The following is a 21,830-nucleotide window of genomic DNA, read 5'->3' as shown; positions in this document are numbered from 1 at the left end:
CTGCAATACCGCGCTCACGCATCCAGCGACGGACCTGATTGGCATTGACGCCGTTGACCATCGCGATTCCAGCAACCGAAGCACCCGGTTCGCAACAGGCCGCAATGACCGCCTGCTTGAACTCTTCCGGGTGATGTCGCCGGCGCCGTGTCAGCTTCTCTATCTCCATCGATCGTGTCCACCATGTTTTTTAGTGGACACTATCCTCACAAGCTAACGCCTTAATTCATAGATGACTTCGCCGGGGGCTTACTGCTGCTCGCCGTTCTTGATCGGAACAAAGCGCATCGTGGGTCGAGTCACCGCCTCGCAGATCGCTTCAGCGTCAGCCGCATCGTTCTTGTTCGTCTTGACGTACGGCTTGACGAACTGCGGTGCCATCAGTTTGACGGTGTGTCCCAACGCCTCCAACTTCATCGCCCAGTAGTGGGCACTGCCGCACGCTTCCATCCCAATCAGACACGGCGTCAGATTTACGAAGAACGGTAACACCTGTGCCCGTTTGAGCGCCTTCTTCACGACCACCTTGCCCCGTGCGTCAACACCATGAACCTGGAATACGTTCTTTGCCCACTCAATGCCAATTGTCGTGATGTTCATTTCGGTCTCCTCTCGCGTCGTGGGATATCGCTATCGCCACTTTGGCACTTTGATGCCGTTTCAGGGAGGGGCGACCATCCCAATACTTAAGAAAACCGGAAGTCTGTCCAACTGCGCGGGGACCACCTCACTATACCCACCCTGCTCTTACAGAATCCGCTCCAGTGCTTAGGGCGATTTATGACTTCCGAGCAATACTAAAAAAGCATCAATCAACGATGCATTATGTATTGGACGTACAGCTTCTGAGGGAGGAAACTGCATTCCACAAGACGTCACTTTGTGTTTTGAAGCGCGATCAGTGGTTTCTAAAACCAAACCGATTTTTGCTCTCCGCATATCACATTGGCGTTAAATTTAGGTTCAAATTTATAACAATGGTACACATCCATCAAAAGGAGAGAAACAATGCCTAGCCCAGGATTTCGTGTTATTACGACCGTAACTCGGCCCCCTCGAGTACTCGTAGACGCGTTCGCGGATATTCCGGTTGCGAACATTGGCGATAACATGGGACGCCTTTCTTGCATTTCCGCCAGCATCCGTCCCTATGGAAAACTTCGAATGCTTGGAACCGCGATTACGGTAAGGAGTCCGGTCGGCGACAACCTTATGTTTCACAAGGCATTAGATCTGGCCGAACCTGGTGACGTTATCGTTGTTGACGGGCAAGGCGATATGAATCACGCGCTTTGCGGAGAAATTATGATGCGTTACGCAATTACACGTGGCGTTGCTGGCTTTCTTCTTGATGGCTGCATACGCGATATTGAAGGGCTGGCCCATCTCGACTTCCCCGTCTATGCACGTGGCGTAACTCCCAAAGGGCCATACAAGAGCGGGCCAGGTGAAGTCAATGTCCCTGTAGTGTGTGGAGGCCAAGCGATCCTTCCTGGAGACATCATCGCCGCAGACGCAGACGGCATTGTTGTTATTCGTCCCGAGGATGCGGAATGGGTGTTGTCTAAAGCAAAAGAACACAACGAGATGGAAGCAAAGACGTTTAAAGAAATCGCTTCTAATTCACTCAACAGGGCTTGGGTGCAGAAAACTCTTGTTGAAAAAGGGTGCGAGATAAAATGAGTGCAATAATCGTTGAGAGACAAAGGTTACAAGGTTTTGTTGCGGCTGCGTTTGCCAAAGTGGGTGTTCCTCCAGATGAGGCGTTGCTTATTGCAGAGAGTCTCACGGAAGCAGACCTGATGGGGGTTGAGTCTCATGGCGTAAGTCGGGTACCGATCTACCTAAAGCGGATTGAACTTGGTGTTGTTAACGCCGTCTCGAAGCTTGAAGTAGTGGCTGACCTACCCGGGGCTCTTGTGCTTGATGGCTGCAATAGCATGGGAATCGTAACCGGCGCTCGCGCCATGGATATGGCAATCAAAAAAGCAGAAACGAGTGGTGCCGTATTTGTTACCGTCAAGAATTCAAATCACTTTGGTGTCGCAGCATACTTTACTCAACGTGCCATAGCGAAAGGAATGATTGGCTATGCGGCCTCTAACGCTCCGTCGACAATGGCGCCCTGGGGCGGGATTGAACCGTATATGGGTACAAACCCGTTTTCCATCGCATTTCCTTCTGGAACAGAGATTCCCATTGTCATGGATATGGCAACCAGCGTTGTCGCTCAAGGAAAAATAATTTTAGCAGCAAAGGAAGGTAAGGGAATTCCTTTTGGCTGGGCAATAAACAAGAAGGGAGAGCCCACGGATGACCCTAAGGAAGCGTTGGAGGGAACGGTTCTTCCATTTGGCGGACCCAAGGGATACTCCATATCTCTGATGCTCGATGTTTTATCTGGAGTTTTGTCCGGCGCTGCGTTCGGCCCCTATCTCTGCAATATGTGGAACGACTTCACTAACCCTCAGAATGTAGGGCATTGTTTCAACGCAATTGACGTCAATAAATTCATACCTCTTGATGAGTTCAAACAAAAAATGGACTCAATGATCAGGGATATTAAGGGTAGCCCTCGCGCAAAGGGTGTCGACGAGATTTTCCTGCCCGGAGAGATGGAAATTCGTAGAAAAGCAAAGCGCCTGGCCGAGGGGATACCGCTCGGAACTAAAACGCATTCAGAGTTGTTGGAAATCGCCGCGCGGCTTAATCTGCGTCTTGATTGACACGATAGCGATGAGCGTATTAGTCGTTAGATTCACGAGAATATGAGAGCCTAACTGTAGTACCTTTCTCATCTTAGGGAACTGTCAATGGAAAGAACGTTGAGCTTCCCCCGGAATTTCGTCTGCCAAGGGTGACATAAAATCGAGTCACTTTTGGAAGGCAGGAAATGAAGATACCGAAGCAGGCATACACGGCCGAATTCAAGGAACTGGCGGTCAAGCGGATCAAGGACGGGCAGAGTGTCAGCATGGTTTGTAAGGAACTCGGGCTGAGCGACCAGACTGTTCGCAACTGGGTCAAGGCGGCAGCGGAAGGCAAGCTCAATGGTTCTGGCGGCAGGGTCGTGACACCGGAAGAGATGGAACTCTCCCGACTGCGTGCCGAAAATCTCCGGCTCAAGCGGGAGAACGAAATCCTAAAAAAAGCGACGGCGTACTTTGCAAGGGATGTTCTGTGAAGTACGCCTGGATCGCGGCACAGGGCAAGGTGTTCTCCCTGGTCGAAATGTGCGATGTCCTTGACGTCAGCGTCAGTGGCTACCGCGCCTGGAAGCGTGGCGGAACGCCGAATCGCAAGCGACTCACTGACAGCCAGATGCTGGCGCTGATCAGTGCCATCCATGCAGAACTCAAGGGGGCCTACGGCAGTCCGCGCATGGTGCGCGAGCTGCGCGCCAGAGGCTTCTCGGCGAGCAAGGAGCGGGTTGAACGGCTGATGCGTGACAACGGCATCCATGCCCGTCACAAGCGTCGCTACAAGCTCACGACGGACTCGAAGCACGGTCTGCCGGTAGCGGAGAACCTGCTCGCCAGAAACTTCACACCAACGGCGCCGAATCAGGTTTGGACATCGGACATCACCTACCTGTGGACGGATGAAGGCTGGCTTTACCTGGCGATCGTGCTCGACCTGTTCAACCGAGAGGTCGTCGGCTGGGCGCTGAAACCGCGCATGACGGCGGATATCGTGACCGATGCGCTGACGATGGCTTGGTTCAAGAAACGTCCGGCAGCGGGCCTGCTGCACCATTCCGACCGGGGGAGCCAGTACGCCAGTCATGTCTTTCAGGACAAGCTCAAGGCGTATGGCATGACCTGCTCGATGAGTCGCAAAGGGAACTGCTGGGACAACGCGCCGACGGAAAGTTGGTTCAACAGCTTCAAGAACGAGCGCGTGCATGGCATTCGCTACGCGACTCATGCCGAGATCAAGGCGACTGCCTTCGAATACATCGAGGTCTTTTACAACAGAAAACGGCAGCATTCGACCCTCGGCTACAAGTCGCCCATGCAGTTCTTGACGGCTTGGCTCAACAGGCAACATCAGGAAAAGCTGGTAGCATGAAAACCGCCCCTTGGCAGACGAAAAACCGAGGGAAGCTCACTGCATGATGCCGACGTGTTTGGCGCCGAGTTCGGTCCAGCAGAACATCCAGTTCTTTTTCCCGAGAGGAATCGCGCGTAGCGCCCGTTCCAGGTGGTTGGTGTCGATGGGGACGTCGGGATCGGTCAGATAGACTTCCAGCCCGAAACGTCGTTCGCGCGCGTAGGCGAGTGCTTTCGTCATCGGATTGCTGGGCAACAGGCCCTGCGCTTCGAATTGCCGATTGACCCAGGCGAAGAACCGTTCGACGAGCGGCTTGGCGTGCGTCAATCGGTAGTCGAGTTTCTTCGTGGCGCTGAGTTTCTGTTCGCGGATGCGCTCTTCCACCGCGTAGAGGCCGCCGATCAGCTCCAGCCCTTGCGCGGCGATCTCCGGTTCGATGTCTTTCGCCTCGAACAGCTTGCGCCGGGTGTGCGCCCAGCACTGGGCGTGGGTGAGCCCGGTCTTCTGCGTGTAGTGCGCGTAAGCAGCGTAGCCGTCGGAGAGGAGCACGCCGCGTTCGACCGGCGTGAGTCCCAGCGCCTGTTCGACGTGTTCGATCCGCCGGCTGTCGAAGAACGGGAAGCAGACTTCGTCCAATTCGCCATAGACCGGCCAGAAGTAGCCGCCCTTGAGCTTGCCCGGGCCAGCGCGGCCGGCCTTGATCGGCGTTTCATCCATGGCTTTGACGCGCGAATCGCGGATCGAGGCGAACTGGGCGTCGTAGATCGGCTCGAGCAGGGCGATTGCCTGTTGGCCGAGCTGGGTCAGCCAGGGGCGGCTGACGGTGATGCCGGCGTCGGCCAGACGCTGGTGCTGGCGGTAGAACGGGAGATGCCAGGCAAACTTGTCAATCAAGAGGCCGGCCAGGAAGCTGACGTCGGCACGGCTGCCTTCGATGACGCCGGCCGGTGCCGCCGGGCAGAGGATGGCTTGATTCTCCTTGAGCTTGATCACCGGCCGCCGGTAGTTGAGCACGACAGTGCTGCCCGGACGTTGGGCGAGGCGGTAGCTGTTCTTGTAGCTGATGATCTCGAAGTCGTCCGGGGCGAGTCCCTCGGTTTCCGGTGCTGTCAGTTCGATGACCTCGACCGGAACCCGTGCGGCATCGAAGAACGGCAGGCTGTCATCACCGGACTCGGGTGTCTTTGTGGTCGGGCGCCGGGTGTGGGCCGCGACCGGACGCTTGACTGGTGCCGGCGAAGAGGCAGGCTGTTCCTGCGTCAGCATCTCGCCCAGACTCATCTGGCCGCTGGCGGGATCGATGATCCGGCGTTCGCTCTTCTGGCCGAAGACCTGACGCTTGAACCACTCAAGCTGGTGTTTTGCGGCGGCCAGTTCGCGGCTCAATTCGACAACCTGTTGTGGCCGATACGTGGCTGCCTCATCGAGGCTGAGAATACGGGCCGGGGTCGTCGAATTCATGCCGCCATTATACCGGAGGCATTCTCTCCGCCGGGCCGCCGGTAGCGCTTTCTGACGACTTTCGCTTCGATGCCTTCGAGCAGGAGTTTCAATCCCGTCCAGTCCATCTGCCGGGTGACGACCTGCGTCCAGTCGGAGAGGAAGCGTCCCTGTTCGAGGCGCTTGGCCCAGAGGCAAAAGCCGGTGCGATCCCAGTAGAGTACCTTGATCTGCGTGGCCCGCCGGTTGATGAACACGTAGAGGTCGCCCGAAAGGGGATCGGCACCGAGCCGCTGGCGCGTCAGGGCGTAGAGTCCGTCGAACGATTTGCGCATGTCGACCGGCTGTCCGTAGACATGGACGCGCACCCGGCCTTCCGGAAAGAACATCAGCCGCGCACCACATGCAGCACGATCCCGTGGCCCAGTTCGAGTCGGAGGTTGATGCGCTCGAACGTCTCAGCCGTGGCACGATGCGCCAGGACGCCGGCGTCTACAAAGCCGACTCCCGTGGGCGAAAGCGCCGTGCCGGCATCGCGCGCGGCGTGGCCAAGCTGCGTCCGCCAGCGCTCGTAACTCGATTTGGCGATGCCTTCCCGTTGGCAGAAGGTCGCGATGGACAGTCCGCTGGCCGCCCGCCGTTCAAATGGCGTAGGCTGGAAATAAAAGAGTCCACCGTTTTGTAGAATTTGGAGAACGGAGGACATAAATGGAACGGATCCCGCACGGGGTATACACGCCGGAATTTCGATCGGAGGCCGTCAAGTTGGTAGAGCAGGAAGGCTTGTCGGTCGATCAGGCCGCGAAGCGGCTTTCGGTGCCGAAGAGCAGTCTGGGCAACTGGGTCAGAGCGGCCAGATCAGGCAAGTTGCCGAAGGTCGGGCAAGGGCAGCGGCCGCCGACGGAGACGGAAATGGAATTGGCACGGTTACGCAAAGAGTTGGCAGAAGTTAAATTGGAGCGTGACCTGCTAAAAAAATGTGCGGCGTATTTCGCGAAGGAGTCGCGGTGAGATACGCCCGGATCGAAAAGTTGCGACAGCACCACGCGGTGGCGGCGATGTGTCGGATTCTGGAAGTTTCGGAAAGCGGCTATCACGCTTGGCGTAGGCGCCCACCGTCGGCGCGTCAGCAAGAGGCTATCCGTATGGAAACCGAAATCCGGGCGGCACATCAACGGACACGGGAAACCTACGGCCCCAAGCGTTTGCAATCCGATCTGGCCGATCATGGTGTTGCAGCCAGCGTAGATCGCATCAAGCGGATTCGTCGGAAACTGGGACTGCGTTGCAAACAGAAACGGAAGTTCAAGGCGACGACCGATTCGCAGCACGCCTTGCCGCTGGCGCCCAACCGGCTGAATCGGCAATTTGCCGTCGAGGCGCCAAATCAGACTTGGGTGACGGATATCACTTACATCCCGACGGATGAAGGCTGGCTCTATCTGGCGGGCGTCAAGGACCTGTTCAGTGGCGAGTTGGTCGGCTACGCCATGTCGAAGCGCATGACCACGCCACTGGTCATGCAAGCGTTGTTTCGGGCCGTCGCCGCCAAGCGTCCCGGAAAAGGCTTGCTTCACCACTCGGATCGCGGCAGCCAGTACTGCGCTCATGCTTATCAGAAGCTGCTTCGGCAATTCGGCATGCAGGCATCCATGAGTCGCAAAGGGAACTGCTGGGATAACGCGCCGATGGAAAGTTTCTGGGGTGCTCTGAAAACTGAATTGGTGCATCACCGGCGTTTCTCCACCCGTGAACAAGCTCAGCGCGAAATCACCGAATACATCGAGATCTTCTATAACCGCATTCGCAAGCAGGCCCGTCTCGGCTATCTTTCTCCTGCTGCTTTCAACCAAAAATACTATGCAGGAAAGATAGCCGCTTAACCTGGTGGACTCTTCCGTTGACGACCTACGTCAGAGGATTGGTTCAAACCTTATGGCTGGAACGTTTTCAGGGCTGAAGATGGAGCGAATTGGGGAGATCTTGCCAAGGGATACCTCGAGATGTTCGCCTGCCAAAAAACCTCATCCGCGCCGAGTATGCTCTACTTCAAGACGCTCAAGGGGCGTGGATATGGCGTTTGCAATAACAAGTCGCATGGTACGCCTCACAAAATGAACAGCGATCTGTTCTGGAAAACAAAAATTGAGTTTGCTAAGAAGTACAACGTCAAATTCGACAATTTCGGTCAACCAGCCCCAGCCGACGCCGCCGGACAAGAAGCGCAGGTCATGCAGCATCTCAAAGCCATCACCGACGTGTTGCGTGGTGATCAGAAACTTGTCGATTACATTACCGACACGCTTCTTTCCGTTGCCGGGGGAATCCCGGAAAAACCCACCAATTCGCTATTCGACATTTATCCAAACCCTCTTGACGACAAGAGTCTGTTCGACGCTTCGACCTATCCTGAAGAAATGTTTGTCCCGGCGGGCACATTACAGTCCAATCGCGCCGCTTTTGGGAAATGGGGGAGCTACATCAACTCGGTCTGCAAGGCGAAATACGGACGACCGTTGTTCCTCGCGTGCGCAGCCGACCTCGCGGAATCAACCAATATCGCTGATTTCGGCAAAGACTTCGGATCGATGAAGAATTTCGGTTGGTATGAACGTGACACCAATATCGAAGGCTCAATCATTCCGCAGGAAATTACGGAATTTGCCAATTCGGCAATGATGGCAGCGCTCGCAACGACCAACTTGTCCTCGAAGCCGTTTGAAGATTTCAACGGTTTTTATGGTGTTTGCTCGACCTACGCCGCATTCAGTTATCTCAAGTATGGCGAAATGCGAATTCTCAGCCAGATGGCACAGAGTTGCGAAATCAAATACGGCAAGGTGCTCTGGGTTGCTGGGCATTCCGGGATAGAAACCGCCGAAGACGCGCGGACGCATTACGGAGTGTTCGAAACGGTTGTCACCCAGTTGTTCCCAGACGGGAAAGTTATCAACCTTTATCCGACTGATTTCAACGAGGTTTCGATCATGCTGGCTGCTGCAATGAGAATGCCGCAGCCGGTTATTGCACTGCATCTGACCCGTCCCTCGATCACACTCCCTGATCGCGAAGCTCTCGGTATCGAAAGCCACATGATGGCAGAGAAAGGAGCCTACTTGATCCGAGACTACGACGTTAATTTGCCAAAAATGGGAACCATAATCGTTCAGGGCACGATTACCACTTCAAACATCATCAAGTTGCTGCCCGAACTGAAAGCGCGGAATCTGAACATCAAAATCGTCGCCGCCGTCAGCCCCGAGTTGTTTAAGCATCAGGAGAAGAGCTATCGAGACCGGGTACTGCCCGAAAGCGACTGGTTGGACTCAACGATTGTTTCGAACATGTCGCGTAGAAGCATGTACGACTGGATTCGTTCTTCCATTTCCGCGGAGTACGCCATCACAAGCGACTTCGATGATCAGTGGCGAACTGGTGGGCGTCTCGATGAAATTGTCGAAGAGGCGCATCTTTCATGTGAATGGCTACTTAAGGGCATCATGAAGTTTGTCAACGATCGTGAGCAGCGTCGCAAAAGGTTGTCTTTCGCTTGACATGCTTAGAACGCTTGAAAAAGTGATAGATGTAGCTGCTGGAGTTGTCGACAGCAAATGCTCGAACAGGCGATGGAGAGTAAGATTTTCTTGATGGAGGCAAAACGCTCGAATCGACGCACGGTTGTCGGAAGTAGTGTAGCCGCATATGGATCGGTGCGAAGACCTATCGTTTTATCGCAAGACTACCGCCTTGCGGGTTGTCCGCGCCGTGCGATCTCAGTAATAAGTTCGGCAACGTGTGAGGGCTTGATAGCCCGGGAAATTCGGGCAGTCGGCTGAGTGATATTTCTACTTCAATGGGCGACGGAAGTCGCAGACTAACAGGATCAGAGAGCAATGAGAAGACCGAAACGTAACCACACCGTTGCCTTCAAGGCTAAGGTGGCCATCGCCCCCCGAAAGATGATGAGACTCTTGCTGCGTTAGCGGAGAAGTTTGTTGTTTATCCGAATCAGATTACACAGTGGAAAACGCAAGTGGTGGAGAACGCGGCCGGCGTGTTTGCCACTGCCGGCAAGAAGCAGTCAGCGATGCCCGATCTGAAAGAGCTTCACGCCAAAATTGGCCAGCAAGCCTTGGAGCTCAAATTTTTAGTCGGCGCGCTCGGTCGCGTGGGCGATGCGCACAAAACGATGATCAATAAGGCGCACGAGTTGTCGGTGACCCGGCAGGCTACTTGACCTCTCACGTTCAACGGTTTATTACCAGCAGCAGCCGATGTCGGAAAGCGATCGTCAGCTGACGCCCGAATTGACAAATTTCATCTGGTCCAACCCTTTGCCGGGGCGTGCATGTTGCGCGACATGCTCCGTGCTGGGAAAAATGATGGTCGGCTGCAAACACATTGGCACACGGATGAAGAAGATGGGTATTGAAGCCTTCTATCGCAAAGCCAACACCAGCCGACGGAACCAGGCGCACGGGAACCATCCCGACCTGTTGCGTCACCTCACCATCGATCGCCCGAATCAGGTCTGGCCCATCGATACGACGTACATTCCGATGCAGCGTGGCTTCGTCTATCTGACAGCCGTTCTGGCAGCTGTCCAACACGTTAACGGCTGATCCGTGTGTTGAGGCGTTGGAGACAGCCATTCCGAAATACGGCTCGCCGGAAATCAAGAACACCGACTAGTGCAGCCAGCTCACGAGTTCAGCGTTCGTCCGCATGCTTGAACAACACTACATCCAGATTAGCATGGATGGCAGACGCTGCTGGCGTGACAAGGTCTTTGTCGAACGGCCATGGAAATCCGTGAAATACGAAGCGGTTCATCTACACGGCTACGAAACCGTTTCCGCCGCTCGGCAGTTCTTGATCCGCTATTTCAATTTCTACAACCGCCGTCGCCCGCATTCCGCGCTTGACGACAAAACACCCGACATGGCTTACTTCAATCAGCCGCCGCTTGCCATGGCGGCTCAAAACCCGGTAGAAATATCTCTTCAAAAACCGAAATTCTGTCCAACTCGATGGGGCCACTCCTCTTGCAAAAGAACCTGGAGGCGGTTCAGTGGCTAGATTTATTTTATTCGACGGTCTGGAAAAAAGGATTCAAAAACGCGTCTATAAAACTTGTGATTTTCCGCCTTTCGCTTTCACATCAAAATTGATGTTCTCTTACGATTGTGACCGTCGTCACAGCCTTTTAGGAAGTGTCAATCGCGAAGCATCTGAACCAGCGTCGGCGAGAGTTGCCAGTTTATCTGCTGTTCGAGCGGTAGTTCGACATGCTGTTTAGAATGAGCTCTATTTAAAAAGAAAGACTAAAGGCATTGCTATGGAAATCATGCAAAGTGTATTTTCTATTCTTATGATGATAGGGATAGGAGTACTGATTTCGTGGAGGCTCGGATTCGACGAGAAAAATTCCGTTGGCTTATCAAAGCTTGTTATGAGCGTCACTCTGCCGGCTTACATGATTGCCAATATTTCAGGGAACTTCAGCAGGGAATTACTCTTGTCAATGGGGCACTGGCTTATCGTGCCTTTCGCTACCATAGGATTCTGTTATGTTCTTGGGTTCTTAGCAGCTCGATTGATTTCTCTTCCTCAGAATAAGCGCGGAACTTTTTACGCGATGTTTGCGTTGTCAAACACTATCTTCATTGGAGTGCCTATAAATCTAATGCTTTTCGGCGAGAAAAGCATGCCCTATGTACTTCTTTTTTACATCGCGAATACGACAATTTTTTGGACCATCGGAATATTTGGAATTGGTAAGGATGGAAACAAATCTTCTCCCGGGATTTTCACCGTTGAGAATTTAAGAAGGGTGTTTTCCTTACCCTTGACCTCCTTTTTGTTTGCGTCCGCGTGTGTATTGATAGAAATAAAACTTCCCAAGGTGTTGCTTGATGTCTGTAAGACTTTGGGTAGTTCAACGACACCGCTATCGATGATTTTCATTGGTATTGTGCTCTACTCTGTGGAATGGAAGGCGATCCGGTGGGACAGATCACTCGTTACGCTTATTCTGGCGAGGTTCATTCTTGCACCTGCGGTTGTAGCAGTTATCTGCAGCTTTTTGCCCGTTCCACTTTTAATGAAGCAAGTATTCGTAATTCAGGCTTCCATGCCTATTATGACTCAAACTGCAATCGTTGCTAAAGCCTATGGCGCAGATTATAAGTATGCCGCGGTAATGACATCGGTAACCACGCTAATATGCCTGGTAACAATTCCTATATATATGATGGTTATGACCCACTACGCTATATTTGTCTGACTGTTCCATATCCAGTAGGTGGGGCCGTCCCAGATCGCCGCGTTTGAGCGCTTCCCGGCCGCCTGCCGTAAGCCGTTGCTCCCACGCGGTCACCGTTTGCCGCGTTACTCCCAACTGCCGCACCACTTCCGATTTCGACAGCCTGCGTGCAAGAAGATTCGCCCTTTGTAGCCGATGTTTCTCCAGCGCCTTGAAATCCTGCTTGTGCTTCATCCATGCACCCCCGTGCAAACACAAGCAGATTAACGTTTCTACCCCTCATGGCGTTGACAGTTATTTATACGCTTCTCAATAAAGGAAACGCATGTACTCCCGCGCAGAGAAGCCCAGACTTAGGGCTCTTGCCATTGCTTGAAAATAGGGTACTGGGCGATGAAGTTGGAGGCGTTGGGACACACCGTCAAACTGATGGCACCGCAGTTCGTCAAGCCGTACGTCAAAACGAACAAGAACGATGCGGCTGACGCTGAAGCGATCTGCGAGGCGGTGACTCGATCCACGATGCGCATTGTTCCGATCAAGAACGGCGAGCAGCAAGCAGTCCTGGCGTCGCACCGAGCCCGGCAAAGTTTCGTGAAGGCGCGATAAAGCTCTTATTTCTTGAGGCGGAGGAGCTCCGCCTGCGTGAAAAATGCACTGGCCAAGGACCAGAGAGATAGAGCCGTCGTGTATCTGACGGCCGTTCTGGATTGGGCGACACTCCCCGTTCCGGCGTGGCGGCTGTTCAATGCCTGGCTACAGACTCTCTAGTAACCAGTTCAGGTAGCAAACGATGCTCCGCGGGTTTGATCTCCTTGTCTTTGAGGCGGCGAATAATTTGGGCGACCATGGCTCTAGCGATTTCGGGCACCGGCGGCCTGACAGAAGTAAGTCTAGCCGACACAAAATCACCAATTAACAAACCATCAATCCCGATAATCGACACGTCATCAGGGACTACGAGGCCATAATTTTGCAAACCCTGAATAAGCCCAATTGCCAGCATATCGTTTAGAGCGATAATTGTCGATGCTCGCGAGACATTAAGCACCCTTTAGCAAAATCTGAGGCAGTGCGCTTGCTAAATTGTGCAAGTGAACCAATGATTCTGTTTGCAAAGAGAGAAAGCGTTAGCCTCGCGCCTCACGATGGAGTGACGCAGACAACTGTGGGAGTGGGAACGGGACGAGCGGGCCGGTGTGCCGACGATGGATCAAGCTCATATCCGCGGATTGGTTACCGCCGTTCATCTTTCCGTCGCGGGGCCGCCTCGCTCTAGGCTCGGGGATCGTCTGGTAGCACGCCCATCAAAGAATCACGAGACACCGCCACTGCCGTATGATTATTGTAAGCCCCCGGCGAAGTCATCTATGAATTAAGGCGTTAGCTTGTGAGGATAGTGTCCACTAAAAAACATGGTGGACACGATCGATGGAGATAGAGAAGCTGACACGGCGCCGGCGACGTAAGCGTCCAACCCGACCACATTGCTGAGAGGCGTTTAGGCGGCGAGGATCGTGTCCACGTAACTCAGGTGGACACATGTACGCTAAATTGGTAAAGGCGCCCAAGCGCCAGGGCCGTCGTCGGCACGCGGAGGAGTTCAAACGCCAAGCCATTGCGGCGTGTTTACAGCCGGGCATTTCGATTGCGGCCGTAGCGCTGGCCAATGGGCTCAATGCCAACCTGTTGCGCCGCTGGGTCAAGGACCATCGCGATGCGCAGGAAGTCGAAGTTGGTACCGAGATCGGTGTTCAAGAGGAAGAGCCTCGTCCCTCGACCCTGGTACCGGTTACCGTGTCCTCTCCCGAGGTCGAACCTGCGGGTGAAATCAAGATTGCCATCCATCGCGATCAGGCGCTGGTCGAAGTGACCTGGCCGGTGTCGCAGGCCGCGATTTGCGCGCAGTGGCTTCGCGAGATCCTGCGATGATTCGGCCCGAGCAGGTCTGGCTGGCCGTGGAACCGGTGGACATGCGAATGGGGATCGATGGCTTGTCGCTCAAGATTCAGCAAGCGCTGGGGCGGTCGCCGTGCGACGGCACGGCTTACGCCTTTCGGAATCGCAGCGGCAACCGGATCAAACTGCTGGTCTGGGACGGCACCGGCGTCTGGTTGTGTGTCCGGCGTTTGCACCAAGGGCGCTTCACGTGGCCGCAGAGCGACGCGGCCACCTGCACCTTGAGCCCGGAAGAATGGCGCTGGTTGATCAGCGGAATCGACTGGCGCCGATTGCAGGCCAGGCCGTCTGTTCACTGGCAAGTATAAGCCCCGTAAAAATGCTGCAAGACCCAGTATTGGCAAGGGTTTTGCCATTATTGTAATGGTATAATCAGAGCCATGCATTCGATCGCCGAACCGGTTCATGAAACACCCGATTCAACCCTGCCGGAAGCGGTTCGGGCGCAGATCAGCGCCTTGCAATCTCAGCTCGTGGAACGTGACGCCGAACTCAAACGGCGCGACTTGAAGATCCAGCAACTGACCCTCGAACTGGCGCATCATCGACGAATCCGCTTTGGCTGCAAGAGCGAAGCCTTGACGAGCGAGCAGCGGGATCTGTTTATCGAGGCCAGCGATGAGGATGGGGCCGCCATCGTTGCCGAACTGGAACACGCACAGCAACCGACCGCTGCGCCGCGTCAGCACAAACGCGCCGGTCGCAATCCCTTGCCGCCCGAATTGCCGCGCATCGAACACCGGCACGAACCGGAATCCTGCACCTGCGGCGACTGTGGGCGCGATCTCGTCAAGATCGGCGAAGACATCAGCGAACAACTCGATGTTGAACCGGCACGCTTCTTTGTACATCGCCACATTCGCCCGCAGTATGCCTGCCGCCACTGCGAAACCGTCACGGCGGCGCCTGTGCCGGCGGCGAACATCGACGGCGGCCTGGCGGCGCCGGGCTTGCATGCCTGGGTCTTGATCCAGAAATATCTGGATCATCTGCCCTTGTATCGTATCGAGAAGATCAGCGAGCGCCAGGGCGTGCCGATTGCCCGCTCGACGCTGGCGCAATGGGTCGGGCAACTGGGGGTGAGCTTGCAGCCGCTGGTCGATCGGTTGGCCGAACTGCTCAAGGAGGGGCAAGTGCTGCACGCCGACGAAACGCCAGTGCAGCAACTCGATCCCGGTCAAGGCAAGACCAAACGGGCGTACCTGTGGGCTTACCGGAGTAACGACCTGGAAGGGGCGCCGCGCATTGTGGTGTTCGACTATCGGGCGAGTCGGAGCGGCCAGCATGCGCGGGACTTCCTGGACAAGTGGCGCGGTCACTTGATGGTCGACGATTACGGCGGGTACAAGGCGAGCTTCGAGCAGGGTGTGACCGAATTGGCGTGTCTGGCGCATTGCCGACGAAAGTTCTTCGATCTTCATGCCGCCGGCGGACATCCGGTGGCGGCGGAAGCCTTGCGCCGAATCGGCGAACTCTATGCCGTCGAGGAACGTGCTCGCGAGGGCGATGTTGCGGCCCGTCTTGCCCTGCGGCAACAGGACAGCCTGCCCAGGCTACAGGCGTTGCAGGCATGGCTGATTGCCCAGCGGGTGAATACGGCGGACGGCACGGGCCTGGCGCGGGCCATCGACTACACATTGAAACGTTGGCCGGCGCTGATGCGCTACGTCGGTCACGGCCATTTGCCGATCGACAACAACCCGGTGGAAAATGCCATCCGGCCGATCGCGACAGGGCGTTCATTGTGCACCTCCTTCCGAAACGTCGGTAAACATTGGGAGTTGTCCCTCAAGATCGTTTTTTTTTTTGGTTCGGCAACAGCCAAAGCCATCGACTACAGCCTGCGGCGCTGGGCCGCGCTCATCCATTATCTTGACGATGGGCAGGTGCCGATCGACAACAACTGGATCGAGAACCGCATTCGCCCGATTGCGACAGGGCGTTCATTGTGCACCTCCTTCCGAAACGTCGGTAAACATTGGGAGTTGTCCCTCAAGATCGTTACGACACGGACGATGTTTCCGTGTCAGTGCAACGGTAACGGCGTCGCTACGCAAATCGCTTGCGCGAATTTGCCACGGAGCATCAGGCACCACCTGTTCCGCGGGAAGAATTTGATCGCTGATCAGACGCCGAATCACATGATTGGTGACATCAAGCACTTTAGCCGCCTCGGACATCGTCAGCCATTCACCCTCTTTCTCCGCCGACTTGTAGGCATGAATGTCTCGCACTCGCCGTATCGAACTGACGCGATGTGCAGTCCAGGTCTTGCCCTGACCTGTCCGTATGCCCATCCTGTTTAGTGACGCCGCGATGTCCTGATCAGGCCACCGCGTTGCCATGCTGCGGATGATTGCGATCGCTTCGTCAGGCGTGTTGCAGCCATGCTCGCCGGTCTTGGGTTTGCGAATTCGCAATTGTGAGTGCTGGCCACCTTGCCAGTGAATCGTGAGAATGACTTCACGCGTCGTCTCATCCACGTCCGCGATAATATCGACGATCAGGGCTCTGACCAGTTGCTGGCGCGTGCGCATGGTGACGCCGGGAGCATTCCAGGCTGCATCGAGATCTTCCGCAAGCTTTGTAAAGTCTGGAATCGGGGTGGCTTTCGCCGGCGTGTGCATCGTCTCCAGGCGCGCGAGGCAGTTTTGCACACGACGCAGGGCGGCTTCCCAATTCTTCTCCAGCTGCGCAGCGATCAGTCGGTTATCGGGGTCGCAGGCGGCGTAGCGCCGCTCTGCCAGTGTTGCCTCATACTGAGCCTGCTGGAGTTCGAGTTCGATGATCCGACGTTGCTCGCTCAAGGTGTCCATATGCATTTGCTCGGCCTGCAAGGCCGCCTCTATCGCCATTGGCTCCACAACACGCATCAGTTCTTTCGCGATCGCAGCATCGATGCGAGAGCCTCCGAAGCTCATGCACTTCGGAGGCAGGTCATCAAAGCGATAGCATCGATAAACCGGTCGCGGCGTGCGTCCAGTATAGGCTACCGATAGGCGGCGTCCGCAGCGCGCGCATCCAAGAAGGCCTGCTAGCAAGGCTCGTCCACCGCGTCCCGATTTTACGTCGCCTGCTTTACCATAGGTGTTGGCGGCGAGCAGCTTCTGATTGCGCTCGAATTCTGCCCAGGCGATGTAGCCATCGTGGTGATCCTTGAGCAGAATCTCCCATTCCTCAAACGGTTTACGGTGCTTATAGCTCTTGTGTGCCCGGCCATCGACGATGGTCGTCTGCTTCCCGCTTTTGCCATAAGCATAGGCGCCAGCATAAAAAGGATTCCGGAGCACCGAGATCACGTTACGGTAACGTATCAGCGTCCAGTCGAAGTGCGTCAGGGTCCTGCCATCGGTCGGACGTGGGAAGTGGACTTGCTCAGCCCGTAACGACAGAAAGGCCTGCCGCGCGCTACCCATTTCGCGAAAGCGTGCAAAAATCAGTCGTATGACTTCCTGCAATCGCTGGTTTGGGTCAAAGCCCAAGCCGATCTCACGATGCCAGAGGTAACCAATCGGCACGCTGATACGCAATTCACCGCGGTGCGCCTTGGCACGCGCGGCATCCAGCATGCGCAAGCGAAGCACATTGAGCTCGAACTCACTGATGCTACCTTTCATGCCAAGTAGCAGCCGGTCGTTCGGCCGACAGGGATCGTATACGCCGTCAAGGTCGATCACTCGTGCTTCAACCAGGCCGCACAGTTCGAGCAGATGATGCCAATCACGCCCGTTACGGGCAAGACGCGATGCATCCAAGCAAAGGACGGCGCCGACTTCACCGGCACAGAGCAGCGCCACCAAGCGCTCAAACCCCGGTCGAGCCATCGTTCCGCTTGCGGATCGACCCAAATCATCGTCGATGACCTCGATATCGTGAAATCCACGACGCTTTGCTTCTCCCACGAGTTCGTATTGGCGTCGCTGACTCTCGAGGTTCATCTGGACTTGTGCCTGCGTCGATTGCCTGACATAAACTACTGCCTTGCGACTGAGAAGGGGCGCTGGCAGATGATCAATATTCGTCACTGTCACTCTCCTTCCCGGTGGTGGGGCCGGCGGCTTGTATCAGCAGGCTGGCTAGATGCGAAATTGCCCTTGCGCGTTGTGCTGCGCTCATTCCCTGAAGCTCGGCGTTGTCGAACACCATGCTCATCTGGCGCAGCGTCACCGCCGGCGATTGCAGTCGTGTTGGAACGCCCTTTAGCACCTTGTTCATTGCGTTTCTCCCGGACGATGTTGGAATCGTCCGGCGAGTTTGCTCTCAAGTGCCGGTCAACAAGCAGTCGATGCAGATCGGATAGCGCGGCCACGGTGACCCTCGGTTCGCCGAGCTCCATGGCCGAACACTCGGTAGAATCAAGCATCCAGGCCGCCACCACTTTAACCACGCCAGGGGCAGCATCGACATGCATTACGCGGCCGTTGCCGCGTTGCTCGACGTCTCGAACCTTGACGCGGTGGCCGTACAGGGGATGCCAGCGATAATGGACTTCAACTTCTTGCCCGATATGGGCAGAATGAGCGCGAACTGGCGACCGGGCGGAAGAACTGGCTTTTTGCCGGCAGCCTGCGTGCCGGCCAGCGCGCCGCCGCGATCATGAGCCTGATCCAGTCGGCGAAACTCAACGACCATGATCCCTTCGTCTATCTGAAGGATGTCCTCGCGCGTCTGCCAACCCAGCTGTTCAGCAAAATCGTCGAACTTCTTCCGCATCGCTGGCAGAACCAACCCGCCTGACATTCCCATCAAGATGGGTTTGCCGGGCGCTTACTGATTATTTCATTACTGATGGCAGCCACAGCGAGAGCTGCGGCAGATATGTAATGGCGAGCATGTCGCACAGAAGAATGAAATAGAAAGGTAGCATGCTCTTCATAATCTTTTCGATCCTTAGACCGGCGACCTGACACGCTACGAATAGGTTCACGCCCACTGGCGGGGTAGTCATCCCGACCGCAAGGTTAACGATTATCACTATCCCAAAGTGTATGGGGTCGATTCCCATTTTTAATGCCACTGGAGTTAAGATAGGTGCGATGAGGATGATGGCGGCCCCGGTCTCTATGAACATGCCGACGAGGAGAAGAAAGATATTGACCACCAGCAGGAAAATGTAGGGATCGTCGGACAAGGCAATTAGACTCTCGGCAATCATATCCGGTATGCGGTTAGCCGTGAGAACCCAACCGAATACGCTAGCTGTCGAGATAATCAGGAGAATAACGACCGTGCTCAGAAGCGTGGAGCGGAGCGACTCCATCAGTTTGACAAGCGTCAGCGACCGATACACAAGCAACCCCAGCAGCAGCGAGTAGAAAACAGCTACGATGGCCGCCTCGGTGGGCGTGAAGATACCTCCGTAAATTCCACCCAGAACGATCAGCGGCATCAAGATGGGCAAAACCGCTGCGCGCAACGCTGCAATTTTCTCCGGTGGTTCCTCGAAAGCAACGCTACCCCCCCCAGTGCCCAGTCCGTAACCGCGAATTCGGCTGATAATATAAACCGTCAGCATCAATGAGCCACCAATCAGGACGCCGGGTATCACGCCCGCGATGAACAAGTCGCCGATCGAAACCGGAACCCCGGCGGTGAGCGCGAAAATGATCATCGGAATCGAAGGCGGAAGAATAACCCCTAACTCCCCGGACGCCGCTTGAAGCGCCGTGGCAAACGGTCGCGGATAACCACGCAGTGACATAGCTGGAATCAGGATGCTGCCGATAGCCGCAGTCGTCGCGGCGCTAGATCCAGAGATTGCCGCGAAGAACATGGCGGAAATCACCGTCACAAGCCCTAAACCGCCGCGCGCGCGCCCGACTAGGGCTTGCGCGAAGTTAATCAGCCGCCCTGATATTCCCGACGATTCCATCAGGGCACCAGCCAGGATGAAGAACGGTATGGCCGCCAACGGAAAGGAATCGATTCCTGCGAACATCCGCTGCACAAGGCTCTGCAGCGGGATGCCTGAAGTTTGCATCGATACAATCGACGTCATCCCGAGAGCGATTGCAATCGGTACTCCAGCGGAGAGCAGAAGGAGCAATACGAAGCCAATCCCGATTGGAGGCATATTAGTTTCTTTCTAAGTCGATTGAGACGGCGACCGTTGACTCCCACCCGTCTATTGCGATAACGATGGTGTTGATAAGCGCTATACCTGCTCCTACCGGGATCGCAAGGTAAACCATCGGCATGTGCAGTTCCAGAGCGCCCGATCGCATCCCCTGGACGGCATCAAGGATAATAATCCCATAGGTCAAAAGGACGGCCCAAAACGCGCCACTGATCGCCAGTGAGGCTCCAACGAGTACTTTTCGTATAGTCGCTGGTACCAGCTCTCGGACCAGTTCAACAGCCGCCAGCTGACCTTTCCTCACCGCCACTCCAGCCCCTAGGAAAACGGTCCAGATTAGCGCATAGCGTATGATCTCTTCCGACCATACCAGTGGGCTACCGAAGACATACCGCGACACTACCTGGGCTAGACCGAGGCATCCGAGAACACCGATTTCGCAAGAGAGCAAGAAAAACAGCGCAGCGTTGAACCGGTCAGCAAATCCAACCAGCGCACGAGCGACACACCCGCCCACGACCTGGGCATGCACCGCAGGCTTGCAGGTCGTGGGGGTAGGGGTCTTAACTTCTTTCATGTTCTTCGCAATTCCACGTTTACTTGCTGCCTGAAGCTTCGCCTAAAATCTTCTGATAAAGAGGTTTCAGCGAAGCAAAGTCCTTATCGACGACCTGAGCAACCTTAGCGCGAAAGAGAGCTTTGTCTACTTCGACTACCGTCATCCCCTGACTCTTGATCGCTTGCAGGAAGGTTTGCTCGCCATTTGACACCTCGGTCTCGGCAAAATCCTTGGCGCGTCCGTTCACCGCCTGAAGGACCGCCTGGCGATGCTTTTCCGGGATTTTCGCGTAACTTTGCGTACTCATCACCACGGCAATCGGCTCGTAGACGTGTTCCGTTTTGATCAGGAACTTAACCACTTCCGAGAACCTAGACGCCAGAATCAACGACAGCGGGTTCTCCTGACCATCGATCACCCCCTGCTGCAGCGCCGTGAACACCTCGCCGAAGCTTAGCGGCGTTGGAGCTGCGCCCAAGGCTTGCCATGACTTGACGAAGACCGGACTATCCGGAACCCGAATCTTCTTCCCTGACAAGTCCTGAGGTGTATTCACGGCAGTTTTTGTGGTAAGCCACCGCGGACCGCGCAGCCAATAAGAAATTACTTGATAACCAGACTCCTTCTTGATCCGGTCGGCGATTTCCTGACCGATCGGACCCCCATAGACCTTCTTAAATTGGTCAATATCCGAGATCATGAAGTGCTGTGTAAAGATTTTTGCCGTATCGGACGCCGCAGAGAGTATCCCGGCCCCGCCTACCCAAATATCAGCGGTACCGAACTTCAGGCCTTCAACGAGTTCTCGGTCGCTACCCAGCGTGCTGCCACCGAAGACCTGGACCCTGACCTCGCCGTTCGTTGCTTTTTCGATGTCTTGGGCGAACATCTCGGCCGATTTGGCGTGGATCTCCGTCTGGGGCCAAACGTGTCCGAGCTTTAGCACGGTCTGGGCCGACGCTGTCGCCGAGAGAAGCCCTGAGACCAACCCTGCTGCCACCAAAAGTGTATTGAGTTTCATAGCATCTCCTTTATGTGTAAAAGTGGTCGTTCGACTTAAGGGACCCGTTTGAATCGCTTTGTTTTGAGAACGGCGTGCGTCGCGTGGCGCACGCCTTTGGTCTTCATGATTGGAAATAGGCTGCCTTTAGTGCCGTAAAGAATTCCTGATTGCTGTGACCAATCGAGTAAGCCCCGAAGCCAGAGTCCTTTATGGTAGCTAAAGGATGGAATAGTGTAAGTCATGCTTTCTCGGTTCCTCTTCTAATTTCACGTTTAAACGATCCAGGTAACTTACTATTGGTAGCCGTCTCCAAAATTGCCGAAACACTCAATAACTCGCCCTGGTGGCCAAATATCTTCAAAGCGCTGAACGCCTTAATCCGCTTAATCAACCCACGCCCTGCAGTTTCTTGAAACGTAGTTTCCTCTTCCATTACACCTGCGTCCAATACATAATGAGCAATCGTTTAATACCT

Annotated in this window: 19 protein-coding genes and 7 pseudogenes; 13 read left to right on the top strand and 13 right to left on the bottom strand. The window is 55.2% G+C overall.

The window, feature by feature from the left end; genetic code table 11:
• A partial coding sequence (locus BO74_RS10180) for a transposase (protein WP_496442053.1) occupies positions 1 to 169 on the bottom strand: 169 nt, incomplete at its 3' end.
• Positions 170 to 252: 83 nt separating this feature from the next.
• A pseudogene (locus tag BO74_RS10175) lies at positions 253 to 600 on the bottom strand (IS110 family transposase); the annotation flags it as partial.
• A 408-nt stretch (positions 601 to 1,008) separates the two neighbouring features.
• On the opposite strand from BO74_RS10175, the gene BO74_RS10170 reads away from it, so the two are divergent.
• From BO74_RS10170 to BO74_RS10160, 3 genes are all read left to right on the top strand, one after another.
• Entirely contained in the window at positions 1,009 to 1,683 is a 675-nt protein-coding gene (locus BO74_RS10170; RefSeq protein WP_496442048.1) for an RraA family protein, read from the top strand.
• Complete coding sequence (locus tag BO74_RS10165) at positions 1,680 to 2,726, top strand: Ldh family oxidoreductase (RefSeq protein WP_496442045.1); 1,047 nt, start codon at positions 1,680 to 1,682, stop codon at positions 2,724 to 2,726. The genes BO74_RS10170 and BO74_RS10165 overlap by 4 nt, the downstream gene beginning before the upstream one ends.
• Before the next feature lie 167 nt (positions 2,727 to 2,893).
• A protein-coding gene (locus BO74_RS10160) for an IS3 family transposase (RefSeq protein WP_496442044.1) occupies positions 2,894 to 4,071 on the top strand; the annotation gives its coding sequence in 2 pieces (ribosomal slippage) (positions 2,894 to 3,143 and positions 3,143 to 4,071; 1,179 coding nt in all).
• Between the two features lie 39 nt (positions 4,072 to 4,110).
• On the opposite strand, the pseudogene tnpC (BO74_RS10155) reads toward BO74_RS10160, so the two are convergent.
• The 3 genes and pseudogenes from tnpC (BO74_RS10155) to tnpA (BO74_RS10145) form a co-directional block, all read right to left on the bottom strand.
• Positions 4,111 to 5,514: pseudogene (gene tnpC / locus BO74_RS10155) on the bottom strand (IS66 family transposase); the annotation flags it as partial.
• Positions 5,511 to 5,882 carry an IS66 family insertion sequence element accessory protein TnpB gene (gene tnpB, locus BO74_RS10150; RefSeq protein WP_496442042.1) on the bottom strand — a complete coding sequence of 124 codons (372 nt, stop codon included), beginning with the start codon at positions 5,880 to 5,882 and terminating at the stop codon, positions 5,511 to 5,513. The pseudogene tnpC (BO74_RS10155) and the gene tnpB (BO74_RS10150), both read right to left, overlap by 4 nt.
• Positions 5,882 to 6,199, bottom strand: coding sequence for an IS66 family insertion sequence element accessory protein TnpA (gene tnpA / locus BO74_RS10145; RefSeq protein WP_496442041.1), 318 nt, complete (start codon positions 6,197 to 6,199; stop codon positions 5,882 to 5,884). The genes tnpB (BO74_RS10150) and tnpA (BO74_RS10145) overlap by 1 nt, the downstream gene beginning before the upstream one ends.
• A 2-nt stretch (positions 6,200 to 6,201) precedes the next feature.
• Here tnpA (BO74_RS10145) and BO74_RS10140 point away from each other — a divergent pair.
• The 4 genes and pseudogenes from BO74_RS10140 to BO74_RS10125 all read left to right on the top strand — a co-directional run bounded on the left by BO74_RS10140 (position 6,202) and on the right by BO74_RS10125 (position 11,779).
• A protein-coding gene (locus BO74_RS10140; protein WP_496442039.1) for an IS3 family transposase occupies positions 6,202 to 7,376 on the top strand; the annotation gives its coding sequence in 2 pieces (ribosomal slippage) (positions 6,202 to 6,463 and positions 6,463 to 7,376; 1,176 coding nt in all).
• 120 nt (positions 7,377 to 7,496) lie between these two features.
• Positions 7,497 to 9,047 (top strand): transketolase family protein, encoded by a 1,551-nt coding sequence (locus tag BO74_RS10135; RefSeq protein ID WP_496442038.1) that lies wholly within the window; start codon positions 7,497 to 7,499, stop codon positions 9,045 to 9,047.
• A 339-nt stretch (positions 9,048 to 9,386) separates the two neighbouring features.
• A pseudogene (locus BO74_RS10130) lies at positions 9,387 to 10,473 on the top strand (IS3 family transposase); the annotation flags it as partial.
• A gap of 358 nt (positions 10,474 to 10,831) precedes the next feature.
• Entirely contained in the window at positions 10,832 to 11,779 is a 948-nt protein-coding gene (locus tag BO74_RS10125) for an AEC family transporter (RefSeq protein ID WP_496442037.1), read from the top strand.
• Here the strand turns inward: BO74_RS10125 and BO74_RS10120 are convergent.
• Complete coding sequence (locus tag BO74_RS10120) at positions 11,714 to 11,992, bottom strand: helix-turn-helix domain-containing protein (protein WP_496442036.1); 279 nt, start codon at positions 11,990 to 11,992, stop codon at positions 11,714 to 11,716. The two genes, BO74_RS10125 and BO74_RS10120, sit on opposite strands and share 66 nt — an antisense overlap.
• 153 nt (positions 11,993 to 12,145) lie before the next feature.
• Between BO74_RS10120 and BO74_RS10115 the strand changes: the two are divergent.
• Positions 12,146 to 12,364, top strand: a pseudogene (locus tag BO74_RS10115) (IS110 family transposase); the annotation flags it as partial.
• A 139-nt stretch (positions 12,365 to 12,503) separates the two neighbouring features.
• Here the strand turns inward: BO74_RS10115 and BO74_RS10110 are convergent.
• Complete coding sequence (locus tag BO74_RS10110) at positions 12,504 to 12,809, bottom strand: substrate-binding domain-containing protein (RefSeq protein ID WP_496442034.1); 306 nt, start codon at positions 12,807 to 12,809, stop codon at positions 12,504 to 12,506.
• Between the two features lie 491 nt (positions 12,810 to 13,300).
• On the opposite strand from BO74_RS10110, the gene tnpA (BO74_RS10105) reads away from it, so the two are divergent.
• The 4 genes and pseudogenes from tnpA (BO74_RS10105) to BO74_RS10090 form a co-directional block, all read left to right on the top strand.
• Positions 13,301 to 13,690: an IS66-like element accessory protein TnpA gene (gene tnpA / locus BO74_RS10105; RefSeq protein ID WP_496442032.1), complete on the top strand. Its 390-nt coding sequence runs from the start codon at positions 13,301 to 13,303 to the stop codon at positions 13,688 to 13,690.
• Positions 13,687 to 14,025, top strand: a complete 339-nt coding sequence (gene tnpB / locus BO74_RS10100) for an IS66 family insertion sequence element accessory protein TnpB (protein ID WP_496442030.1) — start codon at positions 13,687 to 13,689, stop codon at positions 14,023 to 14,025. Before tnpA (BO74_RS10105) ends, tnpB (BO74_RS10100) begins: the two co-directional genes overlap by 4 nt.
• A gap of 72 nt (positions 14,026 to 14,097) precedes the next feature.
• A pseudogene (gene tnpC / locus BO74_RS10095) lies at positions 14,098 to 15,456 on the top strand (IS66 family transposase); the annotation flags it as partial.
• Between the two features lie 72 nt (positions 15,457 to 15,528).
• A pseudogene (locus BO74_RS10090) lies at positions 15,529 to 15,660 on the top strand (IS66 family transposase); the annotation flags it as partial.
• On the opposite strand, the gene BO74_RS10085 reads toward BO74_RS10090, so the two are convergent.
• Positions 15,661 to 17,742: a recombinase family protein gene (locus tag BO74_RS10085; RefSeq protein ID WP_496442029.1), complete on the bottom strand. Its 2,082-nt coding sequence runs from the start codon at positions 17,740 to 17,742 to the stop codon at positions 15,661 to 15,663. It abuts the pseudogene before it with no gap.
• Positions 17,729 to 17,932, bottom strand: a complete 204-nt coding sequence (locus BO74_RS10080; RefSeq protein ID WP_496442028.1) for a hypothetical protein — start codon at positions 17,930 to 17,932, stop codon at positions 17,729 to 17,731. Before BO74_RS10080 ends, BO74_RS10085 begins: the two co-directional genes overlap by 14 nt.
• Before the next feature lie 306 nt (positions 17,933 to 18,238).
• Here BO74_RS10080 and BO74_RS10075 point away from each other — a divergent pair.
• Positions 18,239 to 18,454 (top strand): annotated as a pseudogene (locus tag BO74_RS10075) (transposase domain-containing protein); the annotation flags it as partial.
• Between the two features lie 37 nt (positions 18,455 to 18,491).
• On the opposite strand, the gene BO74_RS10070 reads toward BO74_RS10075, so the two are convergent.
• The 4 genes from BO74_RS10070 to BO74_RS10055 all read right to left on the bottom strand — a co-directional run bounded on the left by BO74_RS10070 (position 18,492) and on the right by BO74_RS10055 (position 21,788).
• Positions 18,492 to 19,790 (bottom strand): TRAP transporter large permease, encoded by a 1,299-nt coding sequence (locus BO74_RS10070; RefSeq protein ID WP_496442027.1) that lies wholly within the window; start codon positions 19,788 to 19,790, stop codon positions 18,492 to 18,494.
• 1 nt (position 19,791) lies between these two features.
• A complete protein-coding gene (locus BO74_RS10065; RefSeq protein WP_496442025.1) occupies positions 19,792 to 20,370 on the bottom strand; it encodes a TRAP transporter small permease in 579 nt (192 codons plus the stop codon).
• 19 nt (positions 20,371 to 20,389) lie between these two features.
• The gene (locus tag BO74_RS10060) at positions 20,390 to 21,373 is read right to left on the bottom strand and encodes a TRAP transporter substrate-binding protein (protein WP_496442024.1); all 984 of its coding nucleotides are present in this window, start codon (positions 21,371 to 21,373) and stop codon (positions 20,390 to 20,392) included.
• Between the two features lie 220 nt (positions 21,374 to 21,593).
• A complete protein-coding gene (locus BO74_RS10055) occupies positions 21,594 to 21,788 on the bottom strand; it encodes a hypothetical protein (protein ID WP_496442022.1) in 195 nt (64 codons plus the stop codon).
• Positions 21,789 to 21,830: the final 42 nt, after the last annotated feature.

Source organism: Propionivibrio pelophilus DSM 12018, from assembly GCF_059569095.1.
Note: the sequence above shows the minus strand (reverse complement) of the source record. Positions and strands in the feature narration are given on the sequence as shown.